The organism is Mycolicibacterium sp. XJ2546, from assembly GCF_053483195.1.
In genome coordinates this window covers 153748-168986 of the sequence record NZ_JBEFRW010000003.1, presented here as the reverse complement: position 1 = coordinate 168986, position 15239 = coordinate 153748, and the positions used below count along the sequence as shown (strand labels likewise).

16 protein-coding genes are annotated in these 15239 nt (G+C 67.0%); 6 read left to right on the top strand and 10 right to left on the bottom strand.

Annotated features, from left to right (window positions below; translation table 11 throughout):
* Positions 1 to 22: 22 nt before the first annotated feature.
* A complete protein-coding gene (locus ABQE44_RS07170) occupies positions 23 to 1033 on the bottom strand; it encodes a 3-isopropylmalate dehydrogenase (protein WP_448390752.1) in 1011 nt (336 codons plus the stop codon).
* Entirely contained in the window at positions 1030 to 2616 is a 1587-nt protein-coding gene (serA, locus tag ABQE44_RS07165; protein WP_448390751.1) for a phosphoglycerate dehydrogenase, read from the bottom strand. Before serA ends, ABQE44_RS07170 begins: the two co-directional genes overlap by 4 nt.
* A gap of 64 nt (positions 2617 to 2680) precedes the next feature.
* On the opposite strand from serA, the gene ABQE44_RS07160 reads away from it, so the two are divergent.
* The gene (locus ABQE44_RS07160; RefSeq protein WP_448428935.1) at positions 2681 to 4111 is read left to right on the top strand and encodes a phytoene desaturase family protein; all 1431 of its coding nucleotides are present in this window, start codon (positions 2681 to 2683) and stop codon (positions 4109 to 4111) included.
* 63 nt (positions 4112 to 4174) lie between these two features.
* Here ABQE44_RS07160 and ilvC read toward each other — a convergent pair whose 3' ends face one another.
* The 3 genes from ilvC to ABQE44_RS07145 are packed head-to-tail and all read right to left on the bottom strand — an operon-like array spanning position 4175 to position 7591.
* Entirely contained in the window at positions 4175 to 5176 is a 1002-nt protein-coding gene (ilvC, locus tag ABQE44_RS07155; RefSeq protein ID WP_448429231.1) for a ketol-acid reductoisomerase, read from the bottom strand.
* 43 nt (positions 5177 to 5219) lie between these two features.
* The gene (ilvN, locus tag ABQE44_RS07150) at positions 5220 to 5726 is read right to left on the bottom strand and encodes an acetolactate synthase small subunit (protein ID WP_448428933.1); all 507 of its coding nucleotides are present in this window, start codon (positions 5724 to 5726) and stop codon (positions 5220 to 5222) included.
* Complete coding sequence (locus ABQE44_RS07145) at positions 5726 to 7591, bottom strand: acetolactate synthase large subunit (protein ID WP_448428931.1); 1866 nt, start codon at positions 7589 to 7591, stop codon at positions 5726 to 5728. Before ABQE44_RS07145 ends, ilvN begins: the two co-directional genes overlap by 1 nt.
* A 287-nt stretch (positions 7592 to 7878) precedes the next feature.
* Between ABQE44_RS07145 and ABQE44_RS07140 the strand changes: the two genes are divergently transcribed.
* Positions 7879 to 8268, top strand: coding sequence for a PH domain-containing protein (locus ABQE44_RS07140; protein ID WP_448428929.1), 390 nt, complete (start codon positions 7879 to 7881; stop codon positions 8266 to 8268).
* A 3-nt stretch (positions 8269 to 8271) separates the two neighbouring features.
* Here ABQE44_RS07140 and ABQE44_RS07135 read toward each other — a convergent pair whose 3' ends face one another.
* The gene (locus tag ABQE44_RS07135) at positions 8272 to 9096 is read right to left on the bottom strand and encodes a DoxX family protein (protein WP_448428927.1); all 825 of its coding nucleotides are present in this window, start codon (positions 9094 to 9096) and stop codon (positions 8272 to 8274) included.
* Positions 9097 to 9231: 135 nt separating this feature from the next.
* On the opposite strand from ABQE44_RS07135, the gene ABQE44_RS07130 reads away from it, so the two are divergent.
* Positions 9232 to 10353 carry a PQQ-dependent sugar dehydrogenase gene (locus tag ABQE44_RS07130; RefSeq protein WP_448428925.1) on the top strand — a complete coding sequence of 374 codons (1122 nt, stop codon included), beginning with the start codon at positions 9232 to 9234 and terminating at the stop codon, positions 10351 to 10353.
* Here the strand turns inward: ABQE44_RS07130 and ABQE44_RS07125 are convergent.
* On the bottom strand, positions 10350 to 10670 hold the full coding sequence (locus ABQE44_RS07125; RefSeq protein ID WP_448429229.1) for a DMT family transporter: 321 nt from the start codon (positions 10668 to 10670) through the stop codon (positions 10350 to 10352). The genes ABQE44_RS07130 and ABQE44_RS07125 overlap by 4 nt on opposite strands.
* Positions 10671 to 10674: 4 nt before the next feature.
* Positions 10675 to 11415, bottom strand: a complete 741-nt coding sequence (locus ABQE44_RS07120) for a 3-oxoacyl-ACP reductase family protein (protein ID WP_448428923.1) — start codon at positions 11413 to 11415, stop codon at positions 10675 to 10677.
* A gap of 100 nt (positions 11416 to 11515) precedes the next feature.
* Here ABQE44_RS07120 and ABQE44_RS07115 point away from each other — a divergent pair, with 100 nt between their 5' ends.
* The gene (locus ABQE44_RS07115; RefSeq protein ID WP_448428921.1) at positions 11516 to 12121 is read left to right on the top strand and encodes a TetR/AcrR family transcriptional regulator; all 606 of its coding nucleotides are present in this window, start codon (positions 11516 to 11518) and stop codon (positions 12119 to 12121) included.
* Here the strand turns inward: ABQE44_RS07115 and gatB are convergent.
* Positions 12118 to 13620: an Asp-tRNA(Asn)/Glu-tRNA(Gln) amidotransferase subunit GatB gene (gatB, locus tag ABQE44_RS07110; RefSeq protein ID WP_448428919.1), complete on the bottom strand. Its 1503-nt coding sequence runs from the start codon at positions 13618 to 13620 to the stop codon at positions 12118 to 12120. The genes ABQE44_RS07115 and gatB overlap by 4 nt on opposite strands.
* Before the next feature lie 24 nt (positions 13621 to 13644).
* Entirely contained in the window at positions 13645 to 14118 is a 474-nt protein-coding gene (locus ABQE44_RS07105) for a MarR family winged helix-turn-helix transcriptional regulator (protein WP_448428917.1), read from the bottom strand.
* A gap of 72 nt (positions 14119 to 14190) precedes the next feature.
* Between ABQE44_RS07105 and ABQE44_RS07100 the strand changes: the two genes are divergently transcribed.
* Complete coding sequence (locus ABQE44_RS07100) at positions 14191 to 14883, top strand: NAD(P)-dependent oxidoreductase (protein WP_448428915.1); 693 nt, start codon at positions 14191 to 14193, stop codon at positions 14881 to 14883.
* Complete coding sequence (locus ABQE44_RS07095; protein WP_448428913.1) at positions 14883 to 15233, top strand: DoxX family protein; 351 nt, start codon at positions 14883 to 14885, stop codon at positions 15231 to 15233. The genes ABQE44_RS07100 and ABQE44_RS07095 overlap by 1 nt, the downstream gene beginning before the upstream one ends.
* The last annotated feature ends 6 nt before the right edge of the window (positions 15234 to 15239 follow it).

Sequence of the window (15239 nt, the reverse complement as noted above, 5' to 3'; positions counted from 1 at the left end):
TGGTGTAGATCTCGCGAAGAAACTACAGCGCCGCCGCGATCCGGTCGCCGATCTGCGTCGTGGACATCTTGGCGTTGCCGCGGGTGACCAAATGGTGTTCGACGGCCTTGTCCACCCGGGCGGCCGCGTCATGCTCGCCGACATGGGCCAGCAGCAGCGCAACCGACATGACCGCCGCCGTCGGATCGGCGATGCCCTGCCCGGCGATGTCGGGTGCGCTTCCGTGCACGGGCTCGAACATCGACGGGTTTGTCCGCGTCGCATCGATATTGCCGCTTGCCGCCAAGCCGATACCCCCGCACACCGCGGCGGCCAGGTCCGTGACGATGTCGCCGAACAGGTTGTCGGTGACGATCACGTCGAACCGGCCGGGATCGGTGACCATATGGATGGTCGCGGCGTCGACGTGCTGGTAGGCCACCTCGACATCCGGGTAGTCGGCGGCCACTTCCTGCACCGTGCGCCACCACAACGTGCCGGCGTAGGTCAGCACATTGTTCTTGTGCACCAACGTCAGATGCTTGCGCCGCTGTTGCGCCCGGCCGAACGCGTCCTTGACCACCCGGCGCACACCGAATGCGGTGTTGACGCTGACCTCGGTGGCGATCTCGTTGGGTGTGCCCACCCGGATCGCCCCGCCGGTGCCGGTGTAGGGGCCCTCGGTGCCTTCGCGTACGACGACGAAGTCGATCTCGGGGTTACCGGCCAGCGGGCTGGCCACCCCCGGATACAACCGGCCCGGCCGCAGGTTGATGTGGTGGTCCAATTCGAACCGGATCCGCAGCAACAGGCCGCGTTCGAGCAACCCGCTGGGCACCGACGGGTCGCCGATGGCGCCCAGCAGGATCGCGTCGTGGCCGCGCAGTTCGTCGAGGACCGAATCGGGCAGCACCTCGCCGCTGGCGTGGTAGCGCCGCGCACCCAGATCGTAGTGCGTCTTGTTCACGCCCGGCAGCACCGCGTCGAGCACCTTGACGGCCTCGCCGATCACCTCGGGGCCGATGCCGTCACCGGCGACGATCGCCAATTTCACGACAGGTCCACCACTTTCAGCAGCATCGCGTCCACCGCGTCGGCGATCGCGGTCCGCACGTCGGGGGGCACGTCACGGTCGATGCGCAGCAGAATCGTCGCACCGGGGCCTTCGGCGTCCTCGCTGAGTTGGGCGGCGTGGATGTTGATGCCTGCGGCGCCGAGCAGGGTGCCGATCTTGCCCAGCGTGCCCGGCTGATCGATGTAGTTGACGATCAGGTACACACCTTCGGCGCGCAGATCGAAGTTGCGCCCGTTGATCTGGACGATCTTCTCCGCCAACTGCGGACCCGACAGGGTGCCGGCCACATTGGCGGTGGAGCCGTCGGCGTAAACCGCGCGCACGTCGACCACGCTGCGGTGGTTGGGGCTTTCCGTTGCGGTGCTCAGCTCGGCCTCCACCCCGCGTTCGGCAGCGAGCGCGGGCGCGTTGACGAACGTCACCGGATCTTCGATGACCGCGGAGAACAGTCCCCGCAGCGCCGAAAGTCTAAGCACCTCAACCTCGTCGGAGGCCAGTTCGCCGCGGACCTGCACCGACAGCGAGAGCGGCAGCTCATCACTCAGCACGCCGACGAGCAGGCCCAGCTTGCGCACCAGGTCCAGCCACGGCGCGACCTCCTCACCGACTGCGCCGCCTGCGACGTTGACCGCGTCGGGCACGAAATCACCGGCCAGCGCCAGCTTCACGCTGGCGGCCACGTCGGTACCCGCGCGATCCTGGGCTTCGACGGTGGAAGCGCCCAGATGCGGTGTGACCACGACATCGGGCAGTTCGAAAAGTGGGCTCTCGGTCGTCGGCTCGGTGGCGAACACGTCGATACCCGCAGCGCGCACATGCCCGGAGCGCACCGCGTCGGCCAGCGCGTCCTCGTCAACCAACCCGCCGCGCGCGGCATTGACGATGACGACGCCCGGCTTGGTCTTGGCCAGCGACTCCGTGCCGATCAGGCCCGCGGTCTCCGGTGTTTTGGGTAGGTGCACGGAGATGAAGTCGGCCCGGCTGAGCAGCTCGTCGAGCGCAAGGAGTTCAATGCCGAGCTGGGCGGCGCGCGCCGGCGACACGTACGGGTCGTAGGCGATGACATGGGTGCCGAACGCAGCGAGCCGCTGAGCGACCAGCTGGCCGATTCGGCCGAGGCCGACGACGCCGACGGTCTTGCCGTAGATCTCGACGCCGGAGAACGACGAACGCTTCCAGGTGTGCTCGCGCAGCGACGCGTCGGCGGCGGGGATCTGGCGCGCGGCGGCCAACATCAACGCCAGCGCGTGCTCGGCGGCGCTGTGGATGTTGGAGGTCGGCGCGTTGACGACCAGGACACCGCGCGCGGTGGCGGCGTCGACGTCGACGTTGTCCAGGCCCACACCGGCCCGGGCGACGATCTTGAGCTTGGGCGCGGCGGCCAGCACCTCGGCGTCGACGGTGGTCGCCGAGCGCACCAGCAGCGCGTCGGCCTCAGGCACCGCGGCCAGCAGCTTCTCTCGGTCCGGGCCCTCGACCCAGCGAACTTCTACCTGGTCACCAAGGGCGGCGACGGTGGATTCAGCCAACTTGTCGGCGATCAATACAACGGGCAGACTCACCCGGCCAGACTAATGGGGGTGGCGGGCGGGAGAATCTGGGGTGGCGGGCGGGAGAATAAGCAGCGTGGACATCACCGTCGTAGGCAGCGGACCCAACGGACTGGCCGCCGCTGTCGTCTGTGCAAGAGCCGGACTGTCGGTACAGGTATTCGAAGCTCAGCCCACCCTCGGCGGTGGCGCGCGCACCCTGGCCGACCCGGAGTTCTCCGGCGTCTCCCACGACATCTGCTCTGCGGTGCATCCGCTTGCGCTGGCGTCGCCGTTCCTCGCCGAGTTCGACCTGCCGGCCCGGGGTGTGGCGCTGAAGGTGCCCGAGATCTCCTACGCCAACCCGCTACCGGGCAGGCCCGCGGCGATCGGCTACCACGATCTCGACCGGACCTGCGCTGAGCTCAGCCACGGCGATTCGTGGCGGCGCCTACTCAGTCCGCTGGTCGAGCGCGACGACGCCGTGATCGACCTGCTGCTCGGCGACAAGCGGTCGATCCCCTCCGATCTGATCGGCGCGGTGCAGCTGGGGCTGCGGGTGCTCGAACAGGGCACCCCGGCTTGGCGGGCGCTGCGCGGTGTCGACGCCCGCGCCCTGTTCACCGGTGTTGCCGCGCACGTCATTTCCCAGATGCCGTCGTTGGTCTCGGCAGGCGGCGGGTTGATGCTGGCGACGCTCGCCCACACGGTGGGCTGGCCGATCCCGGTCGGCGGAAGCCAGGCGATAGCCGATGCGTTGCTGGCGGACCTGCGCGCGCACGGCGGCTCGATCATGGCCGGCGAGGAGATCACCGAGCCGCCCGAGGGCGTCGTGTTCTACGACACGGCCCCGACTGCGCTGTTGCACATCTACCGCGACAAACTGCCCGGCCCGTACCGGAAAGCGCTCGAGCACTACCGGTACGGCCCCGGGGTGGCGAAGGTGGACTTCGTTCTGTCCGATGACATTCCGTGGACAGACCCGCGGCTGGCGGACGCGCCGACACTGCACATGGGCGGGACGCGCGAACAGGCCGCACACGCCGAACACGAAGTCGCCGACGGCCGGCACGCGCAGTGGCCGATGGTGCTGGCGGCGCTGCCGCACCTGGCCGATCCGTCCCGCATCGATTCGCAGGGCCGCCGCCCGCTGTGGAGTTACGCGCATGTGCCGTCGGGATCAGACGTCGACCAGACCGAGACGGTGACGAGGATCTTCGAGCGTTTCGCGCCCGGCTTCCGCGACATCGTCGTCGCCGCCCGGTCGATTCCGGCGTCGCGGCTGGCCGATCACAACGCCAACCTCGTCGGCGGGGACATCGGCGTCGGCGGCAACACGCTGCTGCACGCGCTGGTCGGCCCGACGCCACGGATCAACCCGTGGGCCACGCCGATTCCCAAGGCGTACCTGTGTTCATCGGCCACACCGCCGGGCAGCGGCGTGCACGGCCTGGCGGGTTTCTATGCCGCGCGCACCGCGCTGCGCCGCGAGTTCGGCATCAAGACGTTGCCGTCGTTGGCACCGTAACCCAGCGATTTCGGCGCGCAAACGCCCCGTCAGGGGGCATGAGCGCGCCGAAATCGCCGAGGGTTAGGCCGTGTCGGTCAGCGGGCGGTCCACCCAGCTCATCAAGTCGCGCAGCTTCTTGCCGGTGACCTCGATCGGATGCTCGGCGTTCTCCTTGCGCAGCCGCTCGAGCTCCTTGTTGCCGCCCTCGACGTTGGCCACCAACTTCTTGACGAAGCTGCCGTCCTGGATCTCGGTCAGGACCTGCTTCATCCGGTTCTTCGTGTCGGCGTCGATCACCCGCGGGCCGGACAGGTAGCCGCCGAACTCGGCGGTGTCGGACACCGAGTAGTTCATCCGCGCGATACCGCCCTCGTACATCAGGTCAACGATGAGCTTGAGTTCGTGCAGCACCTCGAAGTACGCCAGCTCGGGGGCGTAGCCGGCCTCCACCATCACCTCGAAGCCGGTCTTGACCAGTTCCTCTGTGCCACCGCACAACACGGCCTGCTCACCGAACAGGTCGGTCTCGGTCTCGTCCTTGAAGGTGGTCTTGATGACGCCGGCGCGGGTACCGCCGATGCCCTTGGCGTACGAGAGCACCAGTGCCTGACCCTCACCCTTGGGGTCCTGCTCGATGGCGACGAGACAGGGCACACCCTTGCCGTCGACGAACTGGCGGCGCACCAGGTGGCCGGGTCCCTTCGGAGCCACCATGCCGACGGTGACGTTGGCAGGCGGTTTGATCAGATCGAAGTGGATGTTGAGACCGTGACCGAAGAACAACGCGTCGCCGTCCTGCAGGTTCGGCTCGATGTCGCTGGAGAAGATGTCGGCCTGGGCGGTGTCGGGCGCCAGCAGCATGATGACGTCGGCCCACTTGGCCACCTCGGCAGGCGTGTCCGCCTCCAGTCCCTGCTCGGCGACCTTGTCACGCGATTTCGAACCCTCTTTCAGGCCCACCTTCACCTGTACACCCGAGTCGCGCAGGCTCAGCGAGTGGGCATGGCCCTGGCTGCCGTAGCCGATGACACCGACCTTGCGTCCTTGGATGATCGAAAGATCGGCGTCGTCGTCATAGAACATCTCTACTGCCACGTTAATCTTCTTTCCTGTCTTCGGTTTTCAGCTACTTAACGGTGCCGATGCCGCGCGGTCCACGCGACAGCGACACAATCCCGGACTGCACGAGCTCTCGGATCCCGTAGGGCTCCAACACGCGCAACAGCGCATCCAGTTTGTCCTGGGTGCCGGTGGCCTCGACGGTCAGGGATTCGGTGGACACGTCGACGACCTTGGCGCGGAACAGGTTAACGGCCTCGATGACCTGCCCGCGGGTGGCCGCGTCGGCGCGGACCTTGATCAGCGCCAGTTCGCGCGCAACGGAGTTATCCTCGTCCTGCTCGACGATCTTGATCACATTCACCAGCTTGTTGAGCTGTTTGGTGATCTGTTCGAGCGGTGCTTCCTCGACGCTGACCACAATGGTCATCCGCGACATGTCCTTGTGTTCGGTAGCACCGACCGCCAACGACTGAATGTTGAAGCCACGCCGGGAGAACAGCGACGCCACCCTGGCCAGCACACCCGGTTTGTCTTCGACGAGTACCGACAGCGTGTGCGTCTTGGGCGCCATCAGGCGTGCCCTTCTTCCGGGTCGTCGAACAGTGGCCGGATGCCGCGAGCGGCCTGGATCTCGTCGTTGCTGGTGCCCGCGGCCACCATCGGCCACACCTGGGCGTCGGCGCCGACGATGAAGTCGATCACCACCGGGCGGTCGTTGATCTCGCGGGCCTGCTTGATGACGTCTTCGACGTCTTCGGCTCGCTCACAACGCAATCCGACACAACCGAGCGCCTCGGCAAGCTTGACGAAATCCGGGATACGCCGGGAGTGGGTGGACAGATCCGTTTGGCTGTACCGCTCTTCGTAGAACAGGGTCTGCCACTGCCGAACCATCCCGAGGTTGCCGTTGTTGATGACCGCGACCTTGATCGGCGCGCCCTCGACGGCGCAAGTGGCCAACTCCTGGTTGGTCATCTGGAAGCAGCCGTCGCCGTCGATCGCCCACACCTCGGTCTCTGGCCGGCCGAACTTGGCGCCCATCGCGGCCGGGACCGCGAAGCCCATGGTGCCAAGACCACCGGAGTTCAACCAGGTCTTCGGCTTCTCGTAGGAGACGAACTGCGCGGCCCACATCTGATGCTGCCCAACGCCTGCCACATACACCGCGTCGGGGCCGGCCATCTTGCCCAGCGTTTCGATCACGTACTCGGGCGACAGGCTGCCGTCGCTTTGCGGGCCGTAGCTCAGCGGGTACGTGTCCTGTACGCCGCGCAGGTACTCCATCCAGTTGTCGATCTCGATGTTGTCGGCGGCGCCGTCGCGACGCAAAGCCTCGATAAGATCCGTGATCACGTGCTTGACGTCACCGACGATCGGCACGTCGGCGAAGCGGTTCTTGCCGATCTCCGCCGGGTCGATGTCGGCGTGAATGACCTTGGCTTCCGGCGCAAACGAATCCAGCTTGCCCGTCACCCTGTCGTCGAAGCGGGTGCCCAGCGCGATCAGCAGGTCGCTGCGCTGAAGAGCGGCCACTGCCGACACCGAGCCGTGCATGCCGGGCATGCCCATGTTCTGCGGATGGCTGTCGGGGAACGCCCCGCGGGCCATCAGCGTGGTGACGACGGGGATGCCGGTCAGCTCGGCGAGCTGACGCAGCTCCTCGCTGGCCTCGCCGCGGATCACGCCGCCGCCGACGTAGAGCACCGGCTTGCGGGCGGCGGTGATCAGCTTGGCGGCCTCGCGCACCTGGCGGCTGTGCGGCTTGGTGTTGGGCTTGTAGCCGGGTAGGTCAAACTGCGGCGGCCAGGTGAACGTGCACTGACCCTGCAGCACATCTTTGGGGATGTCGACCAGCACCGGGCCGGGACGGCCCGACGCGGCGATGTGGAACGCCTCGGCGATCACCCGTGTGATGTCGTCGCCGCTGCGGACCAGGAAGTTGTGTTTGGTGATCGGCATCGTGATGCCGGAGATGTCGGCTTCCTGGAACGCGTCGGTGCCGATCAGTGCGCGCCCCACCTGACCCGTGATCGCCACCACGGGAATGGAGTCCATGTGCGCGTCGGCCAGCGGGGTGACCAGGTTCGTCGCACCGGGACCCGAGGTCGCCATGCACACCCCGACCTTTCCGGTGGCGTGCGCGTAGCCACTGGCGGCGTGGCCTGCGCCCTGCTCGTGACGCACCAGCACGTGACGCAGCTTCTGCGAGTCGAAAAGCGGGTCGTAGACCGGCAACACCGCGCCGCCGGGAATACCGAACACCACGTCGACGTCGAGCATCTCCAGCGCCCGGATCACGGCCTGCGCTCCGGTGAGTTGTTGTGGCTCAATGCGTTCGGCCGCGCCGGCCTGGGCTGCTGGTCTTGAGCCGGCGGAAGCAGCGGCACCGCCGTTGGGCGTGCTCTGCTCCAGTGGCCGCGTGGTAGGTGCGCTCACGGTCTGTCTCTCCTAAATCCTGTGCGGATCCGTATCTAGGGTCTCAAATCGGTAATGGGGCAAGAAAAAACCCCCGCCAGCTGGGCTGCTGTACGAGGGTCGCGCGTCGATGCTGGTGGCTATGCCCGGCTTGGGGCTAGCGCGGCATCAACGCGCTTCCCAATTACTACGAGCAATCCCGGGGCCTGCATAACCGTCGACGGTAGCCTCTGCACTGGTCACAGGTCAAATCACCGGCACCTCGGTGGCGTTGGCGGCGCTTGCGCACCAAGTGCGAAGATGGCCGGGTGAGCTCCCCTGCCGAGCAGAAGCCCGTCGTCATCCGCATTTCGCCGACGGCCCATATCGCGGTCGGATTCGTGACGTTGGGCCTGCTGGCGATCGTGCTGGCCGGTCCCGACTGGACAGTGGTGCTGATGGTTATCCCGGTGTTGCTGTCGGCATACATCATCCGGTGTCGCACGGTGGCTGACGCCACCACGGTGACCGCGCGCACGTTTCTCGACAGCCAGACCATGAACTGGGAAGACATCGCCGGCCTGCAGTTCGATAAGGGCACGTCGGCCCACGCCCACCTCAAGGACGGCCGACGGGTACGGCTGCCCGCGGTGACGTTCTCGACGCTGCCGCTGTTGACCGAGGCCAGCGGAGGTCGCGTCCCCAACCCGTACGCGTAGGCGCTATCCGAGCGGGTTGCCGCCGTTGAGCAGCACCCAGATCGCCACGCCGGCGCCGACGCCAAGCACCAACGCGACGAACGACCCGATGAAGGGCCGCCGCGACCAGCCGCGGGTGGCGTCGAGCCCATACCGGCCGGGTCCGACGAGGATGATCGCCGCGACGGCGACCGCCAGAAACACCTGGTATTCGTGGCCGTCGGTGAGGAACGACGCGAGCCGGGCTTCCTCGTGGGCGATCATCGCTTCGGCCAACACTCCGGTCACGAGGTAGGCCAGCGCCCCGGCCGCCGCGACCGGGGTGAACAGACCGAGGATCAGCAGCACACCGGCGGCGATCTGACCGCCGGTCGCCACATAGGTCAGGATGTCGGGGTACTGGAAGCCCATCGCGGCCAGGTCGGCTTTCCAGCCGTCCAAGCCGGGGCCGCCCCACAACCCGAATGCCTTCTGCAGTCCGTGCGTGACGAACAGCACGCCCACCGCCACCCGCAGCAGCAGCAGGCCCAGGTCCTGGGTGCCGCGGCGGTCACTTCCGCCGGCGTACGGATCGGGTTGGATCGCGGTTGGTTCGGGGCTGTACGTGCCCGTCGCCTGCCCCGGCTGCACGTACGGCAACGGTTCGGGATCGTTGAGGAGCCCGAACCCCGGTGCCGCCGGCGCCGAGCCGCCCGAGTCGTAGTGCGGGATCGTCGTGGTTTCGAAATCCCCCGCGTAGTTGGCGGACGGCAGATCGTCCTCGGGGTCGACCAGGCTTGCCGACACGGACCGGTGGGCCGCGTCGTCGGGCCGCTGCCAGGCGCGTGGGTCTTGGGGTTGACTGGTCACGTTGCCAGAGTAAGTGCTTGTCACCCCGGAACCGAGGATTGGCACGGCGCTTTCGCCGCTTATTCGCCCGGTTGACGCAGCCACCGCGACGGTCTGCGTGGCGCGTATCGCCGAACGATCCGTAACCTGGCTCGCATGAAACTGCGCCGGCCGATGCGGACCGTGTTCGCCGTCGTATGCGCGGCGTTGCTGGTCGGGTCCGGATGTGCCCGGTTCGACGACGCGCAGTCCCAGCCGTTCACCACCGAGCCGCAACTGGCGCCGGGGCCGACGACGACGCCGACGCCTCCGCCGCCGCTGCCGCCCAAACCGTTTCCGAAGGAGTGCCCGGCACCCGGTGTCATGCAGGGCTGTCTGGAGAGCACCAGCGGGTTGATCATGCTTCCCGACAGCCAGTCGGCGCTGGTCGCCGAGCGGGTCACCGGCGCCGTCAAGGAGGTGTCGGTGCGGGCCGAGCCGAAGGTGAAGGTCACGCTGCCGGTCGACGGGTCCGGTGACGGCGGGTTGATGGACATCGCGTTGTCGCCGACGTATTCGCAGGATCGGCTGATGTACGCCTACATCAGCACCCCCACCGACAACCGGGTGATCCGCATCGCCGACGGCGACGTTCCCAAGCCGATCCTGACCGGCATCCCCAAGGGCGCGGTCGGCAACACAGGTTCGTTGATCTTCACCAGCCCGACGACGCTGTTGGTCCAGACCGGTGACGCGGGCAACCCGGCCGATGCCGCCAACCCGGCTTCGCTGGCCGGCAAGGTGCTGCGTATCGAGCAGCCCACGACCGTCGACCAGGCGCCGACGACGACCGCGCTCTCAGGGCTCGGATCGGCAGGCGGCATGTGCATCGACCATTCGGACGGCTCGCTCTACATCACCGACCGCACCGCGACCGCTGACCGGCTGCAGCGCATCACCAAGGACTCGAAGACCTCGACGGTGTGGACCTGGCCGGACCGTCCGGGGGTGGCGGGTTGCGCGGCGCTCGACGGCACGGTGCTGGTGAACCTGGTCGACACCAAGCAGACGGTCGCGGTGCGACTGGCCCCGGACACCGGCGCGGTCACCGGCGACCCTGAGGTGGTGCGCCAGGACCAGCACGGCCACGCGTGGGCGTTGGCGCTCTCCCCGGACGGCAACGTCTGGGGCGCAACGGTCAACAAGACCGCAGGTGATGCGGAGAAGCTCGACGACGTCGTCTTCCCGCTGTTCCCGCAGGGCGGTGGGTTCCCGCGCCGTAACGAGGACCAAACCTAACTGCCTTCGACGATGCGCAGTCCGATGATGCCGATGACTATCACACCGAGAAACGCCACGCGGGCCACACTCAGCGCCTCGCCGAGCAGCAACACGCCGGCCACCGCCACGCCCACCGCACCGATACCCACCCACACCGCGTAGCCGGTGCCCGCAGGCAGCTGCCGAAGCGCCACGGTCAGCAGGAAAAAGCTCAACAGCGCGGCGCCGACGCCAATCAAGCTGGGCCACAACCGGGTAAATCCCTCCGCCTGTTTGAGCGCGATGGCCCAGACGATCTCGAGCAGGCCTGCGACAACCAGAATCGGCCACGCCATCACGTCAGGCGTTCGTGCCACCGTCGACGGTGAGCACCGCACCGGTGATGTTGGCTGCGCCGGCACCGGCGAGGAACGCGACGGTGTCCGCGACGTCACCGGGTGCGGCGTACCTGCCGAGCGCGCTCAACGCGCGTTCCTCGTCGGCACCGGAGGCGTCGGCGGGGTTCATTTCGGTGTCGGTGGAGCCGGGCTGTACGAGGTTGACGGTGATGTTGCGGCTCCCGAGTTCGCGCGCCAGACCCTTGGTGAACCCGATGAGCGCGGCCTTGCTCATCGAATACAGCGTGACACCTGGAAAGGGCACGCGCTCAGCCAGATTGCTGCCGATGCTGATGATCCGGCCACCGCCGGGCATGTGCCGCGCAGCGGCCTGACTGGCCAGATACACCGCGCGGGCGTGGATGGCCAGGGTGCGGTCGATCTCCTCGACGGAGACCCCCTCAATCGGCCCATACGGAAAGACGCCTGCGTTGTTGACCAGGATGTCGATGCGACCGAACTCCGTGTTCGTCTGCTCGACGGCCGTGAGCACGTCGTCGGGGGACGCGCTGTCCGCCCTGATGGCCAGGCCACGGCCGCCGCGTGCGGCCACCTCGTCAACCACCGCCTGGGCTCGGTCCTTGGAATGGGCGTAGGTGACGGCGACCTCCGCACCGCGCTCGGCCAGCCGGTACGCGATCGCGGCCCCGATGCCCCTGCTGCCGCCGGTGACCAGAGCCGCCTTCCCTTTCAGATCGGACATTGGCTTTCTCCTTTTTGTGTCGTTCGATACATAATCGATCACCCTGGATATACTTGTCAACGGTTTGTATGTCGTTCGATACAGAAAACGAGGCGCGGGAATGGCTCAACGTGGCAGACCACGCACCTTCGACCGCACGGAGACCCTCGAGCGGGCAATGGAGGTGTTCTGGCAGCGCGGCTACGAAGGTGCTTCGATGAGCGATCTGACCGCGGCGATGGGCATCAATTCACCGAGCCTGTACGCGGCGTTCGGATCCAAAGAGGAGCTCTTCCGTGAGGCGGTCGCGCATTACGACGAGACTTTGGGCGCCACCGCGGCCGCCGAGCTGCGCGATCAGCCCACGGCGCGCGAGGCGATCGCGGCGGTGCTGCGACACCACGCTGTGGTGTTCTGCGATCCCGACACACCTCGTGGCTGCATGATCGTGCTCGCCGCGACAACCTGCACCGAACGCAGTCGGTCAATACACGAGCATCTCTCGGTCTTGCGGATCGCCACCGAAGACGCCTTCCGCACCCGCGTCGAACGTGGAATCGTCGACGGCGACGTACCCGCAGCCGCCGATGCCTCGACGGTCGCCGCCTTCTACAACACGGTCAATCACGGGATGGCGATCCAAGCCCGCGACGGCGCGGACCGAGCGAAGTTGTGCGCAATCGCCGAGGCAGCGATCTCGGCGTGGGACGGGCTCGTTCGGACCTAGCTGCAGGCGGCGAGCACCAGTTCGCGCACCCGCGCCGCGTCGGCCTGGCCCTTGGTGGCCTTCATGACGGCGCCGACGATCGCGCCCGCGGCCTGCACCTTGCCGCCGCGGATCTTCTCGACGATGTCGGGGTTGGCGGTCAGCGCCTCGTCGACGGCGGCCTGCAGCGCCGAGTCGTCGCGCACGACCTCGAGGCCGCGGTCGGCCATCACCTGTTCGGGTCCGCCCTCGCCGGCGAGCACACCCTCGACAACCTCACGGGCGAGCTTGTTCGACAGCTTGCCGTCGTCGACGAGCTTGACGACCGCGGCGACCTGGGCGGGCGTGATCGGTAGGGTCTCGAGTTCGACGCCCGCTTGGTTGGCCTTCTGCACCAGGAAATTTCCCCACCATGCCCTGGCGGCCTCGCTGGACGCGCCGTGTTCCACGGTCGCCGCGATCAGGTCAAGCGCCCCGATGTTGACGAGATCGCGCATGACCTCATCGGAGATGCCCCAGTCGTCCTGAATGCGCCTACGCAACAGCCATGGAAGCTCGGGGATGGTCTTTCGCAGCCGCTCGACCCACTCGGCGTCGGGCGCGACCGGTTCGAGGTCCGGCTCAGGGAAATACCGGTAGTCCTCTGCGGTTTCCTTGCTGCGGCCCGGCGATGTGTAGCCGTCCTCGTGAAAATGCCTGGTTTCCTGGGTTATTCGGCCACCGGAGTCGAGGACCGCGGCCTGACGGCGCATCTCGTAACGCACCGCGACCTCGACGCTCTTGAGTGAGTTGACGTTCTTGGTCTCGGTGCGCGTGCCGAACTCTGCCTGCCCGATGGGCTTGAGCGAGACGTTGGAATCGCACCGCATGGAGCCCTGGTCCATCCGCACGTCCGAAACACCCAGGCCCCGAAGCAGATCCCGCAATGCTGTGACGTAGGCACGCGCGATCTCCGGTGCGCGCTCACCGGTGCCCTCGATGGGTTTGGTGACGATCTCGATCAGCGGCACGCCGGAGCGGTTGTAGTCGATCAGCGATGTGGTCGCGCCCTCGATGCGGCCGGTCTCGCTGCCCAGATGGGTCAGCTTGCCGGTGTCCTCTTCCATGTGCGCCCGCTCGATCTCCACCCGCCAGGTGCTGCCGTCGTCGAGCGGGACGTCGAGATAGCCGTTGATCGCGATCGGCTCGTCGTACTGGCTGATCTGGTAGTTCTTCGGCATGTCCGGATAGAAGTAGTTCTTCCTGGCGAACCGGCACCACGGCACGATCTCGCAATTCAGAGCCAGCCCGATGCGGATCGCCGACTCGATGGCCTTCTCGTTGAGCACAGGCAATGAGCCGGGCAGCCCCAGACACACCGCGCACACCTGGGTGTTGGGTTCGGCCCCGAACTTGTTGGCGCAGCCGCAGAACATCTTCGTCGCCGTCGACAGCTCGACGTGCACCTCGAGGCCCAGCACCGGCTCGTAGCGCGCGATCACGTCGTCGTAGTCGAGCAGTTCGGATGCGGCGACAGTCATGCCAGCGAGTCTAGTGGGGTCCGATCAGCCCAGTTTCGGGTGCACACCGGGAATCAGGCCCGCCGCGGCGGACATCCGCTGCAGCTGACGCAGCACGTTTTTGCGCTCGGCGGCCGTCAACGTCTCGGTGATTTCGTCCTCCTGCGCACGGCCCTCGGCGTCGAGTTCCGGTAGCAGTTTGCGGGCCGTGTCAGTCATGGTCACGGCGAACGCCCGGCGATCGCCGGGATGCGGCATCCGTTTGACCAGGCCTTCCGCCTCGAGTTTGTCGACCACCGTCACCATCACATTGCGGTGGATGCCCAGTTGCGCCGACAGCTGGCGTTGCGACTGGCCGTCATCGGCCGACAGGGCCTTGAGCACCGCGTAGGTGCGGGGCTCGACACCGAACGGTGCGAGTCGGCGAACGAAATCCTCTGCGAGGTACACGCCGAGTTGAGACAACAGGAACGGGATGCGCTCGTGCAGCGCACTGATGCCTTTCGAGCGGTTATCCATGCGCCGAGACTAGCACTCACCGTGATAGTCACCTATCGTGATAATCATATTCGATGACTACTTAGGAGGCTTATGCATATCGCGATCTTCGGCGCCAACGGCCCGACAGGCCGGCTCGTCACTCGGCGCGTACTCGATGCCGGCCACTCCGCTGTGGCGGTGACGCGGCGACCGGCCGACTTTCCGTTCACCGACGACCGGCTGGATGTCGCGGGCGCCGACGCACGAGACGCCGCGGCGGTGGGCGACGTCGTCGCCGGAGCCGACGCCGTGTTGTCGAGCCTGGGTGTGCCGTTTCGCTTCGGACCGATCGACACGTATTCCCTCGGGGTCAAAAACATCGTCGCGGCCATGCGTGCCAACGAGGTGCGGCGGCTGGTCGCGGTGAGCTCGACCGGCGGCCACCATTACCCCGACCGCGTCGATCCCCCGTTCGCCTTGCGGATCATCGAACCCGTCATCACGCGCACCATCGGCAAGAGCACCTACGACGATCAGCGCCGCATGGAGGATATCGTGTTCGGCAGCGGGCTCGATTGGACAGTGGTGCGGCCGTCAGGGCTGTTCGACCTGCCCAGGCCCACCAATTACATTGCCGGAGAGGTTGATCCGGTCGGCATGTTCACTGCGCGCGTCGACCTCGCCGACTACATGACGCGGCTGGCCGGCGACATGACCACCGCGGCCAAGACCGTCGTCGTCTCGACAACCGAGCAGGTGCCCACGATGTGGCAGATGGCGCGCGAAGCCACGTCGAGCGCCTGATGAGTACGACGTACGTGGCGGTCACGCTCGCCGCCGTCGCCGCCAACGGGTTCTCGGGAATCGCGGCGTTGCTTCACTTCCGGCCGATCATGCGCGGGATGGCGGAGGCTGGCGTGCCAGTGTCGTGGCTGACCTTTCCGATAGGCACGCTGAAAACCCTTGGCGCACTCGGACTCGGCGTGGGTTTGGCGTATCACCCACTTGGTGTCGCCGCGGCCATCGGCTTGGTGCTGTTCTTCGTGTATGCGGTTTACACCCATATCCTCGCCGGGGACTACAGCCCGCAGTTCGGATTGGCGATCGCGTTCCTGGTCCTCAACGTGGCCGTGCTCGCACTGGGCCTCTCGTAGCCGAGA